This window comes from Streptomyces sp. NPDC037083 (genome assembly GCF_055606485.1).
The window spans coordinates 42,258-61,755 of sequence record NZ_JBVJSQ010000010.1 but is presented as its reverse complement, the minus strand read 5'-3'; the positions used below and the strand labels follow the sequence as shown (position 1 = coordinate 61,755).

Genomic DNA, 19,498 nt, shown 5'->3' with positions numbered 1-19,498 from the left:
GGAGCGCCGGGCAGGCCTTGCACCTGCATTTCCCCGCAGGAAGCGGGGCGTCTTTCCTTGGACCACCAACGCAGAGGTCGTTCACCGTTGTGCTTTCCGGTGACCGGCTCAAGATCAAGCTTACCCCATCCCGGGGGCGATGACGACCACAAAGACAGCCGGAGACGATCAGAGACAGACAGCAGTCGGCGCCGGCAGGAACAGAAGCGGGCGCGGACGATCAGGCGACGTCTTCGACCTTCAACTCGGGCCCGACCACGAGGGTGACGACGCCCGCGGCGGCCGAACCGTCCGCCGTGGCCCGCAGTCCGGGCAGCCGGGAGGCGAGGACGGCGGCCTGGCTGTCCAGCCCCGTGGGGTAGGTGACGGTCGTCTTCGCCACCGTCCGGGGCGCGTTGCCCGTCCCGGCGACGGTGAAGCCGGCCTCGCGCAGCTTCTCGGCGACGGCCGCGGCCCGTCCGCCGACGCCGGTGCCGTTGAGGACCTGGACGCGCACCCGGGAGGCGTACACCAGGTTCTTCTTCGACGCCTCCAACTGCGCCTTGGTCACCTCCTTGTCCTTGGCCAGCGAGGTGAACAGGTCCGCGGCCTGCGGGTACTGCCACACGACGTTGGCCCGGTCGGAGGGCTTGTCGGCCTCACGCGGGTAGTTGGGCACCGTGAGGAACCCCAGTCGGTCGCTGGGGATCCCCTTCAGCTCGTCGGCGAGGCCGTAGAGCGGCTGGATGCCGGCCAGATCGGGGTCCGTGGTGAGGGACTTGGTGCCGGACTGCAAAAAGCCGTACAGCGACTTGGGGCTGGTGAGCTTGTCCTTGGCCTTTTTGACCAGCGCGTTCATGAACTCCTGCTGCCGGCCGATGCGTCCGATGTCGGAGTTGTCGCCGACGCCGTAGCGCACCCGGACATAGCCGAGGGCCTGCTCGCCCTTGACGGTCTGGCAGCCGGGCTCCATGTCCAGGCGGGCCTTGTCCGAGTGGATGGCCTGCTTCGGACAGACCTCGATGCCCTCCAGGGCGTCGACCATGCCCTTGAAGCCGGAGAAGTCGACCGACATGAAGTGGTCGATGCGCAGCCCCGTGTTGGCCTCGACGGTCTTGATGCTGCAGGCGGCGGCCTCGGCGACCTTGCCCTTGCTGCCGCCGATCGCGAAGGCCTCGTTGATCTTGTAGTGGTGCGGGGCGGAGGTACTGCCGTCCCCCTTCTCGCACGCGGCTATCTCCACCCAGGAGTCACGTGGGAAGGAGACCACCGAGGCCCACTCCCGGTTCGCGGGGACGTGCAGCACCATCAGCGTGTCCGACTGCATGGTGGTCAGGTCCTTGCCGTACTTGGCGTTGGCGCCGTCGCGGCTGTCCGAACCGACGATCATGATGTTCTTGGAGCCGGGACTGAGGTTCACCGGCCGGTCCGTGCCCAGCTTGTCGTCCACGTCGGCGGAGTTGATGTTGTCGTTGAGGTCGTTGTAGATCCACGCGCCGACCCCGCCCATGCCCAGGACGACCACGGAGGTCACGCCCGCTCCCCAGGCGAGGATCCGCCCGCGCCGGGTCAGCCGCGTCCTGCCGGACCCGCTCGGCCGCCGGCCGCCGTTCCCCCTGCCGGCCGCCTCCACCGGAGAACGTCCACGCCTTCTCGATCCGCTCACCGGCGCTCGCCCCTCTGCCTCGGCCGTTTCACCCCGTACACCGTGCTCGGGTCGTCGGCGCTGGTCACCGCCGAACGTCGGAACCCTACCTGCGTGCAGTAATACGTCCGAAGAGCACAGATGTCTCAGGAGACTCGCCAGGACGCCGGAGGGTTGTGCCCGCGGGCCGGCCCGGACGGGGCCGGCCCGGGCCGACGCCCCCGCGGGTCGTCGTCTCCACGGGGGCGTCAGGGGCGGACGGTTACGGCGCGTTGATCAGGTCCACCGGCGGGACCGACACCGTGCGGGCGCCCGGGGCGCCGCCCAGGACGACCTTGCGCAGCGAGACGTTGTTCTTGGTGCTGGTCTCCTGCAGGCGGTTCGCCGGGTTGGCGACGACCTGGATGTAGTAGGTGCCGTTCGGCAGGTCCGTGATGTCGAAGGACTGACCGGGACGATACTGGGTGTACGTGTCACCGGAGCCGACGTCGAGGACCTCGCGCACGGAGATGGAGTTCTGCTGACCGCAGGCCGTCGACAGGTCGGTGTTGTGCGGGTGCCAGTTGGCGTTCTTCACCGTGTAGTCGACGGCGTCGGTGTTGGCCAGGCAGAACGCCTCCTTGCCGCTCTTGACGACGTCCTTCTGGTCCGCGGACAGCAGGTGGTAGCTGGCGAAGTCCGTGAAGTGCCAGTGCTCGTGGCCGATGCGCGGGTCCCACTCCATGGTGCCGGCGGGCGTGTAGCCGATCTGCTTGCCGGCCGCGTCGTAGAAGTACTGGTACGAGTCCATGAGGTCCGCGCCGGGCTTGCGGAAGCCGTCCACGACGAGCGGGGCGGGGCCGGCGTTCCAGACGTTGGCGCTGAAGGCGAGGTAGTCCTTGCCGGGCGCGTCGCCGTCCTCGCCGTCGGTGACGGCGATGTCCCAGGCGGGCAGCGAACGCAGGTCCGGCTTGGGCACGTTGGCGGGGACCCCGGCCCGCCCGGAGGGCCGCTGGGCGGCCGGCTTCAGCGCGGGCGCGATGCGGGAGCCGTCGGTGTGCCCGGCGCCGTCGCCCAGGTGGTGGGCGAGACCGCGGGCCTCCAGGGCGTGGGAGAGCGCCGAGGGCGTGGGGGCGTCGGCGCCGCGGGGCCCGTAGTGATGGTCGGCGTGATCCCCCGCTGCTCCGGCGGCGGAGTGGCCGGAGTGCGCCGAGTGGCCGGAGTGGGACGAGGACGCCGACGGCCGCAGCCCGGCTCCGCCCTCTCCTCCCGCACTCTGTTGACGGACCGTCACCTTGATGGTCGCCCGGTCGTTCGGCATCCCGAAGAGGTCGCGGTACTTCTTCGCGACCGACACCGTGGCCGTGTACTCGCCCGCGGGCAGGTCGACCTGCCGGTCGTAGTCGACCGCGGTGGTGTTGGCCGCCCAGCCCTTCTCGACGCCCCACACCGAGCCGAGGGTGAAGGGGTTGGTGGGGCAGCTCTCCGGATAGTGGGAGGTGGCCGGGGCGTCCGGACGCAGCCGCCCGGACGCGTTGTTCGGGCAGAACGCGCCCGTCGTGCGCTGGATCTCGGCCCCCGAGGCGTCCTTGACGGACACCTCCAGGAACCCGGGCAGCCCGGTGAAGTCCTTGACGGTGCCGGCGGGCAGCGTCCTCGACGTCACCCTCGACCCGTCGCGCAGGATCTGCTGGGCGACGATCCGGTCCTTGTACGACGTGCGCGTCACCTTGAACTCGAGGGGCGCCTTGTCGACGGCGACGTACGTGCCGAGGTCGAAGTCGAGGCTGAACCCGCCCTCCCACTCGTAGCGGTCGAGGACCACGGACTTCGACGCCGCGATCAGTTTGAGCTGCGGCTTGCCGGCCGTGGCCGCCGGGGCCGCACCGGCGCCGGGAGCGGCCCCGGCGACGGCGACGACGGTGAGCGCGGCCCCCGCGGCGAACGCCGCACGTCTGAGGCCCTTGCGGTGGTGCTGTCTGGTCATCGGGTTCCTCGTCTGCGAGTGCCATGGTCAGTGGCATCGGACTGGACAGCCCACACCCCGACCGTCTTGCCGACGCACCCCACGCGCCCGAGCCGGAACTGTGAGCAACCTGTGAGAGACCCAAAGGACCTTCTCGGGTTGCCTGTTGAAGAGGAAAACAGGTTTTCGGGTGAGGTGAGGTGAGGTCAGGGGGTGCGCAGATCGCGGATGAGCCGGTCGGCCGCCTCCAGCCGTCGCGCGCTGTCGGCCAGGGCGCCGTTGAGCCGGTCGATCTCCTGCGACAGTTCCGTGCGCACGGAGGCCAGTTGCGCCTCCACGCGCTCCCGCTCCCGCTGCTCGAAGCGGCCCCATTCGTAGTTGGAGTGGTACTGCCAGGTGAAGAGCTGCTTCTCCTCGTTGACCAGGTCCAGTTTCTCCGCCGTCATGTCGTTGAGCTGCCGGCGGAGTGCGGCCGCCTGGCCGCTCAGCATGTCGTGCCGCTCCATCAGTTCCGCAAGCAGCCGTTTCTGTCTCGCGTTGTCCTCGCGTTCGTCGCTGAGTGATTTCCTGAGATCGCGAATACGCGCTTTCAGTTCGGCACGCTCGTCCAGGAGCTCGCGGAATTGCTGCTGCGTTTTCTCCTGGTGCGCTTCCAGGCCCGCGATGATGTCCTTCAGGCCCTCCTTCGCGGCCTCCAGCTCATGCCGGGGGGCGTCCTTGGGCGGGAGCTGGAAGTCGACGCGCGGATGCGCGGGCGCCGGGCGCGGCCTCGGCGGGTGCGCGGGCTGCGGGCTGCGTCGGCTGCGTTCCTGCAGCCGCGCCAGGCGGGTCCACTCCTCGGCCCACGTGTTCAGCCGCGGGTCGTCCCGGCCGACCTGCCGAACCTCGCGGCCGTCGCCGACGGCGATCAGGACGCGGACCAGGGCGATCAGAGGTTCCCGCTTGGGCAGACGCTTTCCGTTCAGCGCATCGCTGACACCGCTTTTCGTCAGTTCGTCGGGCTCCGCGCGTTTGACGATCTCCCCGAGACCGGGACGACCGCACGCGATGTGAAGATCGCTGAGTTCCTGGGCGAAAGCCGCGAGCTCTTCGTCGAACGAACCGGTCACATCCCCCCCTGCCGACGCGTGGCCCCATGCTAGGACCGCGCCGTGCCGGCCGACGTGTACACAGGCGAATGCGTCATACCGACCGACTGCGGTCGGCGCGGGCGCGAATGCGGAGCCCGTGAAGCACTCCAGGCCGACGCGCCGGCCCCGGTCGCCGTCGGCGCCGCCCTGCAAGCCCTCGGTGCCGGGGCAGCCCGTGCCCGTCCCGCCGGCTCGGCGAAAAGCTGGACCCCGTTCCGGATGGTTCGGCGGCGATTCCCGTGTGCGGACGGGCACGGACCGTCATCATGTGCCGATGCTTCTGCCACTGTTTCGTCCTCTTCGTGCTCTGTTGAGGCCAGGGGTGCGGTGCCGTTTCCGGCCGCCTCGTTCCGCTCTGGCGCCTCTTCTCGCCGCGCTCGTCCTCCTCGCCGGGCCGGCCTGTGTGCCCGCCGGGGAGCGGGCGCGGACCGGCGACTCCGGCGTCTCCGACGTCTCCGAAGGAAAGCCCCCCAGTCCGGCGCCGCTCGGGCCCTTCGGGGCCTACGTCGGGTACGGCCCCGAAGGGATCCGGCGGATCGCGGAGATCGACAAGTGGCTGGGACCGGCCACCCCGCGGGTCGGGCACGCCTATCTGAAGGGAGCCCAGTGGGGATACATCGAGGGCGCGGCCGGCGACCTCGAGCACTGGGCCAGGTGGCGGAAGGCCCGGCCCGACCGGCTGTTCGTGCTCAACGTGCCGATGCTGGACCGTGCGGAGGCACATCTGCCCGACTCCGTCGTACGGGACGAACTGCGCAAGGGCGCGCACGGCGCGTACGACGGCCATTTCCGGAGACTGGCCCGGCGGCTGGTCAGGCTCGGGGTGCCGGACACCGTGCTCGTGGTCGGGTGGGAGATGAACGGGATCACCTACACCCATCGGTGCGGGCCCGACCCGGCGGCCTGGAAGGCGTACTGGGTACGGATCGTGCAGGCCATGCGGGACGTGGACGGGCAGCGGTTCCGGTTCGAGTTCGCACCGAACCGGGGGCGGGACGCCGTCCCCTGGACCAGCTGCTATCCCGGCGACCGGTACGTCGACATCGTCGGCATGGACGCCTACGACCAGCCCCAGGGCATGCCCTTCGACCAGCAGGTCGCCGAGCCGTACGGTCTCGCCGCGCACGTGCGGTTCGCGCGGGCGCACGGCAAGCCGGTCTCGTATCCCGAGTGGGGGCTGTTCCGCAACGGCGACAACCCGCGCTACGTACGAGGCATGCTCACCTGGTTCGCGAAGCACCGGCCGCTGTACCAGACCATCAGCGACTACTGTCCGCACGGCGTGTGGCGCTGCTCCGCCAATCCGCGGTCCTCCGCCCTCTACCGCGCCCTGGTCACTGAGCCGTTCGACTGAACCGGCCGTGGTGTCCGGCCGGGCTTCGCGCCCCGGCGGGCGACCGGTCCGATGATCCCAAGATGGGACGAGAACACCACGCGCGCCTCCCGCGAACACGGACGCGCCCCCGCGCCGCGACCGGGACGGCCCTCCTCGCCCTCCTCCTGCTCGCCCTCGCCGCCGTGCCCGCCGGCGCCGGGAGCGACGGGATCCGCAAGGAGGCCGCCCGGGCCGTCCGCGCGCACGAGAAGGCGCGCGAGCGGGTCGACCGGCTCCGGGAGGTCGACGCCCGCCCCAACGCGATCGAAGAGGCGGAACGCCACCGCAAGGCAGTCCGCTCCGGGTTGTGGGACCGGCTGCGGGCCGGGGCGAGGGACACCGGCGACCCGGTCGCCGTCGATCCGGCCGGCCGGGAGGGCCACTGCCGGTTCGGGGACCGCAGCCGCCGGCCCGTGCACCGCGCCCGCCGGCCCGTGCACCGCGCCCGCCACTGGACGGCCCCGACCCGCCACTACTGGCTCTCCGCCGGCTACGCCGCCAAGGGCTCCCGATGGGCCCACCGGCACACGGGCCAGGACTTCGCGGTGGGCTCCGGCACCCCCGTGTACGCCGTCGGCTCCGGCGTCGTCCGCATCACGACCTGCGGCGACGGCTTCGGGAACCAGGTTCTGGTCCGCCACCGTGACGGCTACTTCACCCAGTACGCCCACCTGTCCCGCATCGACGTGCGCAGGGGCCAGCGGGTGGCGGCCGGCCAGCGCATCGGGCTCTCCGGCGCGTCCGGCAACGTCACCGGGCCCCACCTGCACTTCGAGGTGCGGATCACCCCCTACGCCGGGTCCTCGGTGCCGCCCCTGCCGTGGCTGCGCCGGAAGGCGGTGCAGGTGGCGGGAGAGCCCGCGAGGTCCTGACCGCGGGCCGGTTCGCAGGCGTCGTGACGCCGGTGCAGGCGGCGCAGGTCCTGGACCAGGGCCACCGGGAAGGCGTGCGCCGCCCACCGCTCGCGGTAGCCGTCCTCGCCGTGCTCCGCGAGAACGGCCGACGCCGCGGTCAGCACGGCGAGGGCGAACACCGAACGGGGCTGCTCGGACCGCCAGATCACCGTGCCCTCGCCGTCGGGCAGATCGGGGCTCACCCCGACGTCCGGGAAGCGGTACACGGTGACCTCGGCTCCGTGGCCGGTGGAGGGGCGCAACACCCAGCGCAGTTCGGCCGGTTCGGCGTCGAAGAAGAACCGGGTCTCGCGGAACGGGCCGTAGAGGGCGGCGGCGCCCGCCACCAGGTCGGCCAGCGCGTCGGTGAGGTGGCCGAAGGACAGCTCCCGCCGCCGGCCCCCGGCCGACAGACGGCACTCCGCCGAGCCGTGGCCGGTCAGTTCCCACTCGATGAGCACCGCTTCAGGTTACGGACTCACCGGCCGTGCCGGACCGGGCCGCCGCCGGTCCGGGGGACCGGACGGGCGGTTACGCCTTCTTCTGCTGGGGCGACGCGGCGGGCTCGTAGACCGCCAGCGCCCAGATCACGAAGACGTCGATGGCGATCTGGATGACCGCCCAGAACGGCGCGTAGGGCAGGAACAGGAACTGCAGGACCAGGCTCAGGGAGGCCAGCGCGATACCGCTGACCCGGGCCCACACGGCGCCCGTGAGCAACCCCCAGCCGGTCGCCGCGGCGACCACGCCCACGACCAGCAGGACCCAGCCCCAGCCGGTGAGGTTCATCTCGTAGACGTAGCTGCCGATCCGGGCGTACACGTCGTCCTCTGCGATCGCCGCGATGCCCTGGAAGGCGGCGAGGACACCGCTCACGAACATGAGCACGCCCGCGAAGACGACTCCGCCGGCGGCCAGCCCGCCGCCTCCCGACGAGGTCGAGGGCCGCCCGGGTGTGCCGGTGCCCTGGTGGGACGGGTCCCAGACCGGGGACCCCTGCGACGGCTGTGCGTGCGACTGGTCGCTCATGGCGTACCCCGTCTCTTCGGACTCTTCTCGGCGGCTGCCGTACGGACCTGCTGTCCAGCAGGTCCGCTCGGCTGTTCTGTCCAGCTGTTTCTGTCCAGCTGTCCTGTGTCGACCATCCGTCCGGCCGGGTGCCGCCACCACGGGGGTGTGCCGTTCGGGTGACCCGGCATGCGGGCCGGGCCGTCCCGCCCTTCACTGGAGATCCGGTCCCCGTTCGGGCCCGGTAGGCGACCTGGAGGCGAGATGGCAGCTCACCGCACACGCCGGCGAAGGGGCGTGCCGCTGACGGCGGCCTGCGCGACGGCGCTCGTCGGGCTCGCCGCTCTCACCGGCTGCTCCGACGACGACAGCCCTTCCTCGGTGGCCAGCAAGGCCGCCTCCGCGGCGAAGTCGGTCGGCGCGGAGGCCACCGCGGCGGCGTCCTCGCTCGCTTCGGAGGCGTCGGAGGCGTACGAGTCGGCGACGGCGGAGGTGGACCGCCGGTTCGACGAGATCAAGGGCGGCGTGGACGCCCGGGACGACGTGGAGCTCGGCGCGCCCGGCACGGCCGGTGACCGCAGCACGGTCGTGGTCACGGTGACCAACAGCGCGGACTCGACGAAGTCGTTCGCCGTCCAGGTCGACTTCGAGGACCCGGACGGCAACCGGCTCGACACGGTCCTCGTCACCGTCTCCGACGTCCCGGCCGGCAAGACCGGCACGGCCACCGCCCGCAGCAACCGCGAGCTGTCCGGCGAGGTGAAGGCGCAGACGGCCCGGGCGGTGCGGTACTGAGCCGGACCGCGCCGAGCGGCCGGGTCAGGCCATCCAGAAGAAGACGGCCGTCATCCGCTTCTCCTCCAGCGTCGCGCCGCAGTAATCGGTCGCGCTGTGCACGAGGTTGGCGTTGTAGAGGAGCAGGCGGTTGTGCCTGTGGGGCACGCGTACGTCCTCCACGAAGGCGTCCGGTGCGACGAACCGGGTGCCGAGGGCCTCGACGAGGTTGTCGTGCGGGGCCTGGACGACGTTGCCGCCGAGCCGGCCGCCGGGCAGGGACTGCCGGTAGAAGCTGGTCCCGCAGTCCTTGGGGACGTCGGGGTTGAGGTAGAGCACGGCCGCGTACCGGCACAGTGCACGCGAGTCGGAGTGCGGGCGGGGCGAGCTCTCGCCCTCCCCCACCACCTGGACACAGTTGTGGTTGAGGGTGCCGCCGCCGGGCGCCTGCTGCACCCACAGCTTCCGCGCGCCCGTCGTCTTCCGCACCAGCCCTTCCACACGCGCGAGTTCACCCGGCTCCAGCCCCGGCATGGTGCGCAGTCCGGGCCAGCTCTCCGAGGTGTACGGGTGGCCCCTGACCCAGTCGTCGCGGGCGAGACAGCGCTCGCGTATCGCCGCGGCGTCGGCCTCGGGGAAGACGTCGTCGATCACCCAGTAGTCGCGGCCCTTGGTGGGCTTGCGGTAGGGCAGGACGGGGAGCGTGGCGGCAGCCCTCGCGGGCTGGTGGGGCCGCAGCGGCATGGACATGCAGAGAATCTAGGCGGGGGTTCCTCATGGCTCGCCCTGCCGTTCGTCCGCACTCCGCCGTGAACTGGTCAACCTTTCACCGGGGTTGGTCAACGGTTCGCCAACCGAGGAGCTCCCATGTCACCCGCCCCCTCTGCCGCCCTCGGCGTCGGCGCTCACTTGCTTCACTCCATGCGCACGGAAACTCCCGGAATTGTGGCCTCCATCACAGCATGTACACGCCGCTCCTGCTGAAGTGACCGGATGATCGGTCTCGTCATCCGCGTCCTCCCGTTCTGGGTGCGCGAGCCCCTGCTCGCCGTCGTCGGCGTCCCCTTCAGCGCCCTCCTCTTCTATGCGGCCGTCCGGGACCAGGAGTGGATCGGGGCCGCCCTCGGCACCGCCGTCGCCGTGTTCACCGCGGTGCGCGTGCACACCATCCGCCGCGCCCTCCAGGCCCGCCGCCAGGTGAAGGCGGTCGAGGCCATGGCGCGCGCGGAGGGCGTGAAGCGGATCGAGGGCATATAGCGGGCACATGGCGACCCCCGGCCGGCTCGCTCACGGCCCCGCGGCCGTCGCGGAGATCACCGCCACCTCGTCCCCGACCGACACCCTCCCCGGCCGCCGCACCTCGAAGTACGCGCCGAAGGCGACACCGCCGCCGTCCGCCCGGCGGTACTCCGCGAGGGTGCGCAGGGGCTCCGGACCCGAGCGGCGGCCGGTGTGCTGGTCGACCATCGTGATGGCGCAGCGGATCGTCTCCTCGCTGAAGGCCAGTTCCGTGCCGGCGACGGCGAGACGGGCGGCGCCGTCCTCGGTGTGCGGGGCGTCCCAGCCGTCCACCACCAGGTTGGGGCGGAAGCGGTTCATCGGCAGCGGGGCGGATCCCCGGGCGGCGAGCCGGTGGTTCAGGGCGTCCAGACTGGCCCGGGAGACGACGTGCAGACGACCGTGGTTGCCCGCCGGGACGCGCACCAGGGTGCTCGGGGCGCCCAGGACGTCCGTCAGCCAGGCGTGCACGTCCGCGCCGTCCGCCCGCACCGGGTCCCGGCCCGGCGCCCGCAGGGTCAGTTCGCCCCCGGTCAGCTCGGGGGTGATCAGGGCCAGGCCGGGGTCGCCCCACTGCCAGCGCAGGTCGCCCTTGTCGTCGGCGATCGCGTATGTGCGGTCGTCCGGCAGACCGGCACCGGTCAGCGTCGCCTCCTTCAGCGCCGTCCCCGCGCATCCCTTCACCGGGTAGTAGGTGATCCCGCTCAGTCTCGCGACCGTCATCCCGAGGCCTCCTCGTCAGTCCGTCACCAACGCCGGCACGAAGCCGTCGTACCCCTTCTCGCCGACGTCTGCACCGCAGTGGCCGTCAACCCGGGCTGTTCCGCGACGAGTTCGGTGAAGCGGCGGACGCCCTGGACGCGCGGGTCGGTGCTGCCGGCGTCCGTCACCGCGCCCTCGCGCACCACGTGGTCGCCGACGTCGCCACCGCCACCTGCACGTGCCGCTCGTCCGCCTCCAGGGTCACCAGGCGGCCGCCCTCGCGCAGGGCGCGGGCGAGCCACGGGGTGCTGCAGCCGCCGAGGGCGCCGATCTCCAGGATCCTGCGGGCGCCCCGCATACGAGCGATCAGGTGCAGCAACTTGCCCTGACTGGGCGCTACTTGGTGAGGTGGCAGGGCGGCGGCCTCGCTGCCGCGGCCGGCCGCCCGGAGGGCTTCGCCCTCCTCCACCAGCAAACCGTTGAAGTAGTCGTCGACGGCGGTCCAGGTCTGCTGCACCACGGTTCCCTTCGCTGCCCGGCACGGCGTTCAGTGAGTTCCTTGTGGGAACTCACCTGGGCTCCGGATTGCCGTCCATCAACTTTTCCCGGCTACCGGTGAGTCGGATCGGCCTCGTGCCCGTATCCCTGGGTGTCCGCCCCCACGGGCACGGCACATCGACACATCGGCGGAATCCCCGACCGGGCAGGAGGCACGGTGCCAGTTTCGCGAAACATGATGGGAACCCTGTTCGTCGGCGGTGCGCTGACTCTGACACTCAGCGCCCTCGCCTACCCATCGATGCTCGGACTTGACACCGTGTCGACCTCGGGCGACCGGATCATCGCCAACACCCAGTGGGGCCCCCTGACCGAGAGCGACCGCGCCTTCGTGGTGGCGGTGCGGGCGGCCGGTCTGTGGGAGTACCCGGTCGGGCAGATCGGGCTGCAGAAGGGGCAGAGCAAGGGCGTTCTCACCGCCAGCCAGCACCTGATCGACGGGCACGCGGCGCTGGACGAGACCTGCCGCAAGATCGCGCCGATGCTGAACATCACGATCCCCAACGTGGCCAGTCCGCAGCAGGAGGGCTTCGTCAACACCCTCAAGGCGGACCAGGGCAAGCAGTTCGACGTCGACTTCGCCAACATCCTGCGCATGACGCACGGCTCGATCTTCAACACCGTGGCGAAGGTCCGCTCGACGACGAAGAACACGCTGGTGCGCGCCCTGGCCGACCAGGCCAACAACACCGTCCTGGACCACATCACGGTGATGGAGAAGACCGGCCTGGTCGACTTCGACACCACGCTGTTCACCCAGACCACCCCGCCGAAGCTACCCAAGTCGGACATGACCCCGCCGGTCCCGCCCGCCGGTCAGCCGCTGATCGTCCTGACCCCGCCCCCGAACGCCACCTCCACCCCGGTGGACATCGGCGGCGTCGTGGCGGGCAACGGCCAGTAGTCGGCCCGACGGCCGGTACGCGCCGCCGCGGCGTCCCGGCCGCGCCCCCCGTGGCGTCCCGGCCGCGCCCGGGTGGGCCCGGCCGAGGCGTCTAGGCCAGCCAGACCGTCGTGTCCGGGCCCAGTCGGCCGTCGCCGGGCAGGGGCGTGCTGCTCAGCAGCACCTCGCCCGGCGGCAACGGCACGGGCTCGTCCGACAGGTTGGTCACGCACCGCCAGCCGTCGCAGCGGGCGAAGGACAGCACGCCCGGCGGGCTCTCCTGCGCCCAGGTGAGCTCCTCGCCCTCCAGCAGCTTGCGGCGCAGGCGCAGGGCCGTGCGGTAGAGCTCCAGGGTGGAGCCGGCCACGCCGTCCTGCGCCTCCACGGCGTACCGCGCGAAGTACGGCGGCTGCGGCAGCCACGCGCCGACCGCGCCGAAGCCGTACGACGGGCCCGTCGTCGCCCACGGCAACGGCACCCGGCAGCCGTCGCGGCCCTTGCGGACACGGCCGGTCTGCTCCCACAGCGGGTCCTGGAGGACCTCCACGGGCAGGTCGGCCACCTCGGGCAGGCCCAGCTCCTCGCCCTGGTAGAGGTACGACGATCCGGGCAGCGCCAGCATCAGCAGCGTCGCCGCGCGGGCCCGGCGCAGGCCGGCCCGCTCGTCGACGCGCGGGGCGTGGCCGCCGGACAGAAGCCAGGCGTTGTCGTCCGTGCCCGGCGGGAGCATGAGACGGCAGGTGTGGCGCACGACGTCGTGGTTGGACAGGACCCAGGTGGCCGAGGCCCCGACGGCCCGGGCGGCGGCCAGCGAGCCGGAGATGACCGAACGGATCTCCTCCGCATCCCAACTCGCCTGAAGGTACTCGAAGTTGAAGGCCTGGTGGAGTTCGTCCGGGCGGGCGTACAGTGCGCGGCGCGCGCCCGGCACCCAGGCCTCGGCGACGGCCGTGCGGGGCGGGGTGTAGGAGTCCAGGACGCGGCGCCAGTCCCGGTAGATCTCGTGGACCTCGTCGCGGTCGTAGAAGGGGTGGCTGCCCGGCGGCAGGTGGGCGAGGGCCGCCTCGCCGGCGACTTCCGGTGTGCCCAGGTCCCGAAGGGGCTCCGCGAGGTCCTTGGCGAGGGCGTGGGCCACGTCGACGCGGAAGCCGTCGACGCCCCGGTCGGACCAGAAGCGGAGGGTGGCGCGGAAGTCCTCCCGGACCTCCTCGTGGTCCCAGTTGAGGTCCGGCTGCTCGCGGGCGAAGAGGTGGAGGTACCACTGGCCGTCCGGGACGCGCTCCCAGGCGCTGCCGCCGAACACCGACTGCCAGTCGGTGGGCGCGAGCGCGCCGCCCGGACCGCGCCCGTCCCGGAAGACGTAGCGCTCGCGGGCGGCGGAGCCGGGGCCGGCGGCCAGCGCCTCCTGGAACCATTCGTGCTGGTGGGAGGTGTGGTTCGGAACCAGGTCGACGATCACCTTCAGACCGAGGCGGTGCGCCTCCGCGACCAGCCCGTCGAAGTCGGCCAGGTCACCGAGCCGCGGGTCCACGTCCCGGTGGTCGGCGACGTCGTAGCCGCCGTCGGCCAGCTCCGAGGGGTAGAAGGGGGAGAGCCAGAGGGCGTCCACGCCGAGGGCGGCCAGATGGGGCAGCCGCTCGACGACGCCCCGCAGGTCTCCGAGTCCGTCACCGTCGGCGTCGGCGAAACTGCGCGGATAGACCTGGTAGACGACGGCCTGGCGCCACCAGTCGGGGCGGTGGGAGGAGAAGTCGGTCACGCATGCAATTCTGTCCAGGTTGCCGGGAAAGTGAACATCCGTCCGTACGAAACAAAACATTCCCCACACTCCGCACCGAAGCCGACAGCACAACCCCACGGCCCACGCGACAACGCCCCCGACGACACGCACCAGACGCCGCGGGCGCAGCGGAGGGAGGCATGCGGGCGGCAGCAGGCGGCGGGAGGCGGAGGCCGGGCGGCCTGCTGCGGGGCGGCCGACAGCAGGCGGTCGGCGGCGGGCGGGCCGCTGACAGCGGGCGGCGGAAGCCGGGCGGCCTGCTGCGGGCGGCAGGCGGCGGGCGGCGGAGGCCGGGCGGCCTGCTGCGGGCAGCAGGCGGCGGGAGGCGGAGGCCAGCCGACGACGAGCGGCCGCTGACAGCAGGCGGCGGGTGGCGGGCGGCGAGCAGCCGACGGTGGGCGTCGGAGGCCAGGCGGCCTGCTGCGGGGCGGCCGACAGCAGGCGGTCGGCGGCGGGCGGGCCGCTGAGAGCGGGCGGCGGAAGCCGGGCGGCCTGCTGCGGGCGGCGGGAGGCGGAGGCCGGGCGGCCTGCTGCGGGCGGCGGGCGGCGGAAGCCGGGCGGCCTGCTGCGGGCGGCGGGCGGCGGAAGCCGGGCGGCCTGCTGCGGGCGGCAGGCGGCGGGAGGCGGAGGCCAGCCGACGACGAGCGGCCGCTGACAGCAGGCGGCGGGCGGGCCGCTGACAGCAGGCAGCGGGCGGCGGGCGGCGGAGGCCAGCCGAGAGTGGGCGGCGGAAGCCGGGCAGCCTGCGGCGGGGCGGCCGGACGACAGCGGGCGGCAGAGGATGGGCAGCCGGGGCCGGTGGGGAGCGTCGTTCGGTGAGGGGTCGTACGGTGGGCTCATGGCCGACAGTCCGGAAGACGTCGTCGAAGCCGCGTTCCGGCACTATCGGGCGCAGGACCGCGCGGCGGCCCTGCCCCTCTACGCCGACGACTTCACCTTCACCAGCCCCCAGGACGACCACATCGACAAGGCCGCCTTCTTCGAGCGCTGCTTCCCGACGGCGGACCGGATGACCGAGCAGCGGCTGCTGCACGTCACCGCCGCGGACGCGGAACTCGTCCTCGTGTACTACGAGTACGAGCTCACGACGGGCGCCAGACACCGCAACGTCGAGGCGATCACCGTCCGGGACGGTCTCATCCGCGAGGTGCAGGTCTTCTTCGGCGGCAGGGTCGGCCGAGACGTCGACGTCGGGGTCGGCGGCGAGGGGTGAGACCCGCAGGCGCGCGGGCCCGCGCTCACCCCCGGGCGCTGCCTCAGACGCCCTCCACCGTCGTCAGCCACAGCTTCACGTAGCGCTCCACGTCCACGTCCAACGCCACGTCCACCAGGCTCTGTTCGCGCGCGCCCTCGTGGATCTCGGACTCGCCGGGACGGGGGCGGCGGTCGACGATCGTCTGGCCGCGGCTCGGACCCGGCGCGAGCGAGACCTCGACCGGGAGGGGCTCGGTGATCAGGCCCCCCGGATCGACCACCGCGCAGACCGCGCCCGCGTCGCCCAGACCGCCGGTGGGGGTGGGATCCCCGGAGGTGGCCGGGTCCCGGTGGGCGAGCAGTTCGCCGGCCAGCCGCAGGCGGGGCTCCGGGCTCGCCCGCAGACGCGCCACGTCCGCCGCCGGGACCAGGACCCGCTTGAACACGTCCAGGCCGTACATCGTGATCGGCACGCCCGCGGTCAGCAGGACCGCCGCCGCCTCCGGGTCGTGCCACACGTTGAACTCGGCGACCGGCGTGGCGTTCCCGGTCGTCACCGCGCCGCCCATGAACACGATCCGCTCGATGTTGCGGGTCACCTCGGGGTGGGTGCGCAGGAGGAGGGCGATGTTGGTCAGCGGGGCGGTCGGGATCAGGGTGACCGGCCGCGGGCAGGCGAGGATCTCGCGGCGCAGCAGGGTCACCGCGTCCACGTCGACCGGGGTGCGGGTGGGGGCGGGCAGACCGAGGTCGCCCATGCCGTCCTCGCCGTGCACGTGCCGTGCCACGCGGACCGGCTCGATCAGCGGACGTTCGGCGCCGCGCGCGACCGGAACGTCCCCGGCACCCGCCTGTTCCAGCACGGTCAGCGTATTGCGGACCACCCCGTCCACGTCCGTGTTGCCCGCCACGCAGGTCACCGCCCGCACGTCCAGGCCCGGGTGGCGCACGGCGAACAGCAGGGCGAGGGCGTCGTCGACGCCCGTGTCGCAGTCGATGATCACGGGAATGGGCTGCTCGGTCACCTGAGGACTCCTTCCGCACCACGGTCGCCCCCGACCCTATGCGGGCTCGGCCCGTCCCACAGCAGGGTGCCGCGCGCGGCCGCCCGCTCCCCGATCCGGCGGACCAGTTCACCGACGGGCACCGCCCCCGGGCGACGGCCGTCGCGCAGCCGCACGGCCGCCGCGCCGTCCGCCGCCTCGCGCTCCCCGATCACCGCCAGGTACGGCGCGAGCCGCGCCGCTCGGACCCGCGCCCCGAGACTGCCCTGTTCCGCTCCCGCGAGCTCTGCCCGCAGCCCCGCCGCCACCGCCCGCCGCACCAGCTCCGCCGCCGGCGGCTCCTGCGCCCGCGACACCGGCAGCACCACCAGCTGGACGGGCGCCAGCCAGACGGGGAACGCGCCCCCGTGCTCCTCGACGAGGTGCGCCACGGCCCGCTCCACGCTGCCGATGACGCTGCGGTGCACCATCACGGGCCGGTGTCGCGCCCCGTCGGCGCCGACGTAGTGCAGGTCGAAGCGTTCGGGCTGGTGGAAGTCGATCTGCACGGTGGACAGGGTCGACTCGCGGCCGGCGCGGTCGGTGATCTGCACGTCGATCTTCGGACCGTAGAAGGCGGCCTCGCCCTCCGCCTCCTCGTACGCGATGCCCGAGCCGTCCAGGGCCTGTTTGAGCAGCGCGGTCGCCCGCCGCCACAGCCCCGGGTCGGCCACGTACCCGCCGCCCGCGCCGGGGAGGGAGAGCCGGTGCCGGGACGCGCGGACTCCCAGGTCCGCGTAGGCGCGGCCGATCAGGGCGAGGGCGGCGCGGGCCTCGTCCACGGCCTGCTCGGGGGTGCAGAAGATGTGGGCGTCGTTGAGCTGGATGGCCCGTACCCGGGTCAGGCCGCCGACGACCCCGGACGGTTCCGAGCGATACATGCCGCCCAACTCCGCCATACGCAGCGGAAGTTCGCGATAGCTGTGGGAGCGGGAGCGGTAGATCAGGGCGTGGTGGGGGCACAGGCTGGGCCGCAGCACGACCTGCTCGGCCCCCAGCTCCATGGGCGGGAACATGTCCTCGCTGTAGTGGTCCCAGTGGCCCGAGATCTCGTACAGCTCGCGTTTTCCCAGGACCGGCGAGTACACGTGCCGGTAGCCCGCGGCGCGCTCGACCTGCCGTACGTACTCCTCCAGGGTGTGGCGTACGACCGCGCCGTCGGGCAGCCAGTACGGCAGACCGGCGCCCATCAGCGGGTCGGTGTCGAAGAGGCCGAGTTCGCGGCCGAGGCGGCGGTGATCGTGGTCGTTCACGGGAGCTCCTCGCTCGGGGGGGCGAGGCACCGGGGAACGGCGAGGGAACGGCGAAGCCCCGGGGCGCTCGCCCCGGGGCTTCGGTCATCCAGTCGTGGATCAGCGCGCCGGGACGGTGTCCGGCGTCGTCGTGAGGGACGGCTGGGCGCGCTGCATGGCCCGACCGTAACAACGGCCCTCCGGCCGGGCCACCCGTTTTCGCCGGGCGCGGTGCTCCTCCGCCGGTTCGTCGGCCACCCGCCCGCACCAACGCCGGTAACCCGTACGGCCCGCTGCGCTGGTCGCCGTGTGGCGGCGGTGTTGCCGTGGGTGGAGGCACCCGCGCGCACTCTGGAGGCATCCCCGATGACCCGTCGCATCCTGCTGGCCTCCACGCTCGTCCTCGCCACCGTCAGCGGCTGCGCCGCCCTCGGGCTGGAGCATCCCCCCACCGCCGCTCCGGCCACGCCGACGGTCGAGCGGTCCTCGGCCCGGCCCACCGCTCCGACCGCCTCCCCCGTCCTCACCGAGGCGCAGGCGCACGCGGCCCTCATCACCGAGACCGACCTCGGCGCGCCCTGGACCCCCAGCCGCGGCGCGGCCACCTGGCGGGACGGGATGCTCAAGGCGGCCACCGCGAGCGCCGAGTGCCAAAAGCTCCTCGACGACCTCTACTCCGACGAGCTGCTCGGGGGACCTGCCCGCGCCGTCGTCGCCCTGGACGACCCCGACTCCGGCGCGCAGCTCCGCTATCAGCTCACCGGCCACCGCCCGGCGGAGGTCGACCGCAGGCTGACCTGGCTCAGGACGATGCCGCAGAAGTGCGCCCGGTTCACGGCCAAGGCGACCGGCGACACCGTGCTGGACGTGCAGGTCTCCGAACTGCCGCTGCCGGAGGTGGGTGACGTCCGCCAGGGTCTGCGCGTGACGGCGACGATCTGGGCGACGGCCGAGGACGACGCCGGCGGCGACCCGACCGTCCTCACCCTGGACGTCGCCGCGGTCCGCGCCGGCCAGGACGCCTTCGCCCTCGTCAACGGCGGTCTCAACGACGCCCCGAACGCGGCGACCCAGGCGGCGGTGCAACTCGGCGTGCGACGCCTGGAAGAGGTCAGAAAGCAGGGCAAGGCCCAAATCTGACCTCCCAGGTCCCACGCCCCGGCTCCGGGACGACCTGGCCGGCGGGCCGAGCAGGGGCTGACCGGACGCCGAGTCGCGGCGGCCGAGCCGGGGGTCCCGGCCGCCCGTCCGGGCGCGGTCCCGGGGTCGGGCGGCTCAGGCCGTCGGGTCGTCGTCGAAGCGGGTTCGTAGCGCGACCACCTCGTGGGACAGCTCGAGCACCGAGCAGTCCTTCGCGAAGGCCTGGCCGCGCAGCAGCGAGAGCGCCTCGTCCGCGCCGACGCCGAGCTGCGCCATGACCATGCCGACGGCCCGGTACACCTCGCCGTGGTCGATGGCCAGCGGGCTGAGCCACAGGCCCACGCCGTCCGGACCGTCCTGCTCGCCCTTGGGCAGCGCCACCAGCGCCGCCGTCACGATGTCGGCCACCTCCCGCGCCGTGCGCATCTCGTCGGCGGCCAGCTCGCCGGGCACGTCCCGGTAGAGGTCGAGCGTGCCCACGCACACCACACGGTCGCCGAGCGGCAGCGCGTACACCGACCGCACCCCGGCGGCCGCCGCCTGCTGGGCGAACACCGGCCAGCGACAGGCGTCGCGGCTGGAGGCCAGATCCTGGGCGAAGACCAGCGAGCCGGTCGCGGCGGCCTCCAGACCGGGCCCGTCCCCGAGGGTGACCTCCATCTCCAGCACGTCCGCGGCCCGCTGCCCGCTCGCGCCCAGCGGCACGGGCATCCCCTCGCCGCGCAACGCCACGCTCGCGCCGTGCACCGGCAGCAGCTTCACGGCCGCGTCGCACAGCCGCTGCGGCACGTCCTGAGGACCGGCGCCGCGCATCTCCCTCGCGATGACCTCGGCGACCCGGCTCCGCTCCTGGTCACCCACGGCCATCACCTCCGTGACGGGAGCCACGCGCCGTCGCCCTCGCCGCTTGGCCGGGTACCCCCCGCCCCGCACGGAAAC

The 19,498-nt window shown here is 72.8% G+C and carries 18 protein-coding genes and 1 pseudogene; 7 read left to right on the top strand and 12 right to left on the bottom strand.

Going from position 1 to position 19,498, the window contains the following annotated elements; genetic code table 11:
* Window positions 1-220: 220 nt before the first annotated feature.
* From ACZ7DE_RS25610 to ACZ7DE_RS25600, 3 genes are all read right to left on the bottom strand, one after another.
* Window positions 221-1,612 carry an LCP family protein gene (locus ACZ7DE_RS25610; RefSeq protein ID WP_470765021.1) on the bottom strand — a complete coding sequence of 464 codons (1,392 nt, stop codon included), beginning with the start codon at window positions 1,610-1,612 and terminating at the stop codon, window positions 221-223.
* 274 nt (window positions 1,613-1,886) lie between these two features.
* Window positions 1,887-3,590, bottom strand: a complete 1,704-nt coding sequence (locus ACZ7DE_RS25605) for a lysyl oxidase family protein (RefSeq protein WP_470765019.1) — start codon at window positions 3,588-3,590, stop codon at window positions 1,887-1,889.
* A gap of 185 nt (window positions 3,591-3,775) precedes the next feature.
* Complete coding sequence (locus tag ACZ7DE_RS25600) at window positions 3,776-4,678, bottom strand: hypothetical protein (RefSeq protein ID WP_470765017.1); 903 nt, start codon at window positions 4,676-4,678, stop codon at window positions 3,776-3,778.
* Window positions 4,679-5,102: 424 nt separating this feature from the next.
* Here ACZ7DE_RS25600 and ACZ7DE_RS25595 point away from each other — a divergent pair, with 424 nt between their 5' ends.
* Window positions 5,103-6,053 carry a glycoside hydrolase family 26 protein gene (locus ACZ7DE_RS25595; RefSeq protein ID WP_470765015.1) on the top strand — a complete coding sequence of 317 codons (951 nt, stop codon included), beginning with the start codon at window positions 5,103-5,105 and terminating at the stop codon, window positions 6,051-6,053.
* 62 nt (window positions 6,054-6,115) lie between these two features.
* Window positions 6,116-6,946: a M23 family metallopeptidase gene (locus ACZ7DE_RS25590; RefSeq protein WP_470765013.1), complete on the top strand. Its 831-nt coding sequence runs from the start codon at window positions 6,116-6,118 to the stop codon at window positions 6,944-6,946.
* Here the strand turns inward: ACZ7DE_RS25590 and ACZ7DE_RS25585 are convergent.
* Together ACZ7DE_RS25585 and ACZ7DE_RS25580 are read right to left on the bottom strand one after the other, a co-directional pair.
* Entirely contained in the window at window positions 6,865-7,428 is a 564-nt protein-coding gene (locus tag ACZ7DE_RS25585; RefSeq protein ID WP_470765011.1) for a hypothetical protein, read from the bottom strand. The two genes, ACZ7DE_RS25590 and ACZ7DE_RS25585, sit on opposite strands and share 82 nt — an antisense overlap.
* A 70-nt stretch (window positions 7,429-7,498) precedes the next feature.
* A complete protein-coding gene (locus tag ACZ7DE_RS25580; protein WP_470765009.1) occupies window positions 7,499-7,996 on the bottom strand; it encodes a DUF7144 family membrane protein in 498 nt (165 codons plus the stop codon).
* A gap of 243 nt (window positions 7,997-8,239) precedes the next feature.
* On the opposite strand from ACZ7DE_RS25580, the gene ACZ7DE_RS25575 reads away from it, so the two are divergent.
* Entirely contained in the window at window positions 8,240-8,770 is a 531-nt protein-coding gene (locus ACZ7DE_RS25575) for an FxLYD domain-containing protein (RefSeq protein WP_470765008.1), read from the top strand.
* A gap of 24 nt (window positions 8,771-8,794) precedes the next feature.
* Here ACZ7DE_RS25575 and ACZ7DE_RS25570 read toward each other — a convergent pair whose 3' ends face one another.
* Entirely contained in the window at window positions 8,795-9,499 is a 705-nt protein-coding gene (locus tag ACZ7DE_RS25570) for a DUF6445 family protein (protein WP_470765007.1), read from the bottom strand.
* Window positions 9,500-9,742: 243 nt separating this feature from the next.
* Here ACZ7DE_RS25570 and ACZ7DE_RS25565 point away from each other — a divergent pair, with 243 nt between their 5' ends.
* The gene (locus tag ACZ7DE_RS25565) at window positions 9,743-10,006 is read left to right on the top strand and encodes a hypothetical protein (RefSeq protein WP_470765005.1); all 264 of its coding nucleotides are present in this window, start codon (window positions 9,743-9,745) and stop codon (window positions 10,004-10,006) included.
* A 30-nt stretch (window positions 10,007-10,036) separates the two neighbouring features.
* Here ACZ7DE_RS25565 and ACZ7DE_RS25560 read toward each other — a convergent pair whose 3' ends face one another.
* Both ACZ7DE_RS25560 and ACZ7DE_RS25555 read right to left on the bottom strand, forming a co-directional pair.
* A complete protein-coding gene (locus ACZ7DE_RS25560) occupies window positions 10,037-10,750 on the bottom strand; it encodes an MOSC domain-containing protein (protein WP_470765004.1) in 714 nt (237 codons plus the stop codon).
* A gap of 15 nt (window positions 10,751-10,765) precedes the next feature.
* Window positions 10,766-11,249: pseudogene (locus ACZ7DE_RS25555) on the bottom strand (O-methyltransferase).
* A gap of 216 nt (window positions 11,250-11,465) precedes the next feature.
* On the opposite strand from ACZ7DE_RS25555, the gene ACZ7DE_RS25550 reads away from it, so the two are divergent.
* Window positions 11,466-12,191, top strand: coding sequence for a DUF4142 domain-containing protein (locus ACZ7DE_RS25550; RefSeq protein ID WP_470765509.1), 726 nt, complete (start codon window positions 11,466-11,468; stop codon window positions 12,189-12,191).
* Window positions 12,192-12,282: 91 nt separating this feature from the next.
* Here the strand turns inward: ACZ7DE_RS25550 and ACZ7DE_RS25545 are convergent, their stop codons facing one another.
* A complete protein-coding gene (locus tag ACZ7DE_RS25545; RefSeq protein WP_470765003.1) occupies window positions 12,283-13,929 on the bottom strand; it encodes a glycoside hydrolase family 13 protein in 1,647 nt (548 codons plus the stop codon).
* An 859-nt stretch (window positions 13,930-14,788) separates the two neighbouring features.
* Here ACZ7DE_RS25545 and ACZ7DE_RS25540 point away from each other — a divergent pair.
* Window positions 14,789-15,163, top strand: a complete 375-nt coding sequence (locus ACZ7DE_RS25540; RefSeq protein WP_470765002.1) for a nuclear transport factor 2 family protein — start codon at window positions 14,789-14,791, stop codon at window positions 15,161-15,163.
* 43 nt (window positions 15,164-15,206) lie between these two features.
* Here ACZ7DE_RS25540 and ACZ7DE_RS25535 read toward each other — a convergent pair whose 3' ends face one another.
* A complete protein-coding gene (locus tag ACZ7DE_RS25535; RefSeq protein ID WP_470765001.1) occupies window positions 15,207-16,169 on the bottom strand; it encodes a nucleoside hydrolase in 963 nt (320 codons plus the stop codon).
* On the bottom strand, window positions 16,166-17,377 hold the full coding sequence (gene thrS / locus ACZ7DE_RS25530; RefSeq protein ID WP_470765507.1) for a threonine--tRNA ligase: 1,212 nt from the start codon (window positions 17,375-17,377) through the stop codon (window positions 16,166-16,168). Before thrS ends, ACZ7DE_RS25535 begins: the two co-directional genes overlap by 4 nt.
* A gap of 408 nt (window positions 17,378-17,785) precedes the next feature.
* Here thrS and ACZ7DE_RS25525 point away from each other — a divergent pair, with 408 nt between their 5' ends.
* Window positions 17,786-18,559, top strand: coding sequence for a hypothetical protein (locus ACZ7DE_RS25525; RefSeq protein ID WP_470765000.1), 774 nt, complete (start codon window positions 17,786-17,788; stop codon window positions 18,557-18,559).
* A 135-nt stretch (window positions 18,560-18,694) separates the two neighbouring features.
* Here the strand turns inward: ACZ7DE_RS25525 and ACZ7DE_RS25520 are convergent, their stop codons facing one another.
* Entirely contained in the window at window positions 18,695-19,447 is a 753-nt protein-coding gene (locus ACZ7DE_RS25520) for a GAF and ANTAR domain-containing protein (protein WP_470764999.1), read from the bottom strand.
* Between the last annotated feature and the right edge of the window lie 51 nt (window positions 19,448-19,498).

Coding starts and splice junctions, on each gene's coding strand:
- ACZ7DE_RS25605 (WP_470765019.1), bottom strand. CDS start 3,590: ATGACCAGACAGCACCACCGCAAGGGCCTCAGACGTGCGGCGTTCGCC.
- ACZ7DE_RS25590 (WP_470765013.1), top strand. CDS start 6,116: ATGGGACGAGAACACCACGCGCGCCTCCCGCGAACACGGACGCGCCCC.
- ACZ7DE_RS25580 (WP_470765009.1), bottom strand. CDS start 7,996: ATGAGCGACCAGTCGCACGCACAGCCGTCGCAGGGGTCCCCGGTCTGG.
- ACZ7DE_RS25575 (WP_470765008.1), top strand. CDS start 8,240: ATGGCAGCTCACCGCACACGCCGGCGAAGGGGCGTGCCGCTGACGGCG.
- ACZ7DE_RS25570 (WP_470765007.1), bottom strand. CDS start 9,499: ATGTCCATGCCGCTGCGGCCCCACCAGCCCGCGAGGGCTGCCGCCACG.
- ACZ7DE_RS25565 (WP_470765005.1), top strand. CDS start 9,743: ATGATCGGTCTCGTCATCCGCGTCCTCCCGTTCTGGGTGCGCGAGCCC.
- ACZ7DE_RS25560 (WP_470765004.1), bottom strand. CDS start 10,750: ATGACGGTCGCGAGACTGAGCGGGATCACCTACTACCCGGTGAAGGGA.
- ACZ7DE_RS25550 (WP_470765509.1), top strand. CDS start 11,466: ATGGGAACCCTGTTCGTCGGCGGTGCGCTGACTCTGACACTCAGCGCC.
- ACZ7DE_RS25540 (WP_470765002.1), top strand. CDS start 14,789: ATGGCCGACAGTCCGGAAGACGTCGTCGAAGCCGCGTTCCGGCACTAT.
- thrS (WP_470765507.1), bottom strand. CDS start 17,377: ATGGGCGCCGGTCTGCCGTACTGGCTGCCCGACGGCGCGGTCGTACGC.
- ACZ7DE_RS25525 (WP_470765000.1), top strand. CDS start 17,786: ATGACCCGTCGCATCCTGCTGGCCTCCACGCTCGTCCTCGCCACCGTC.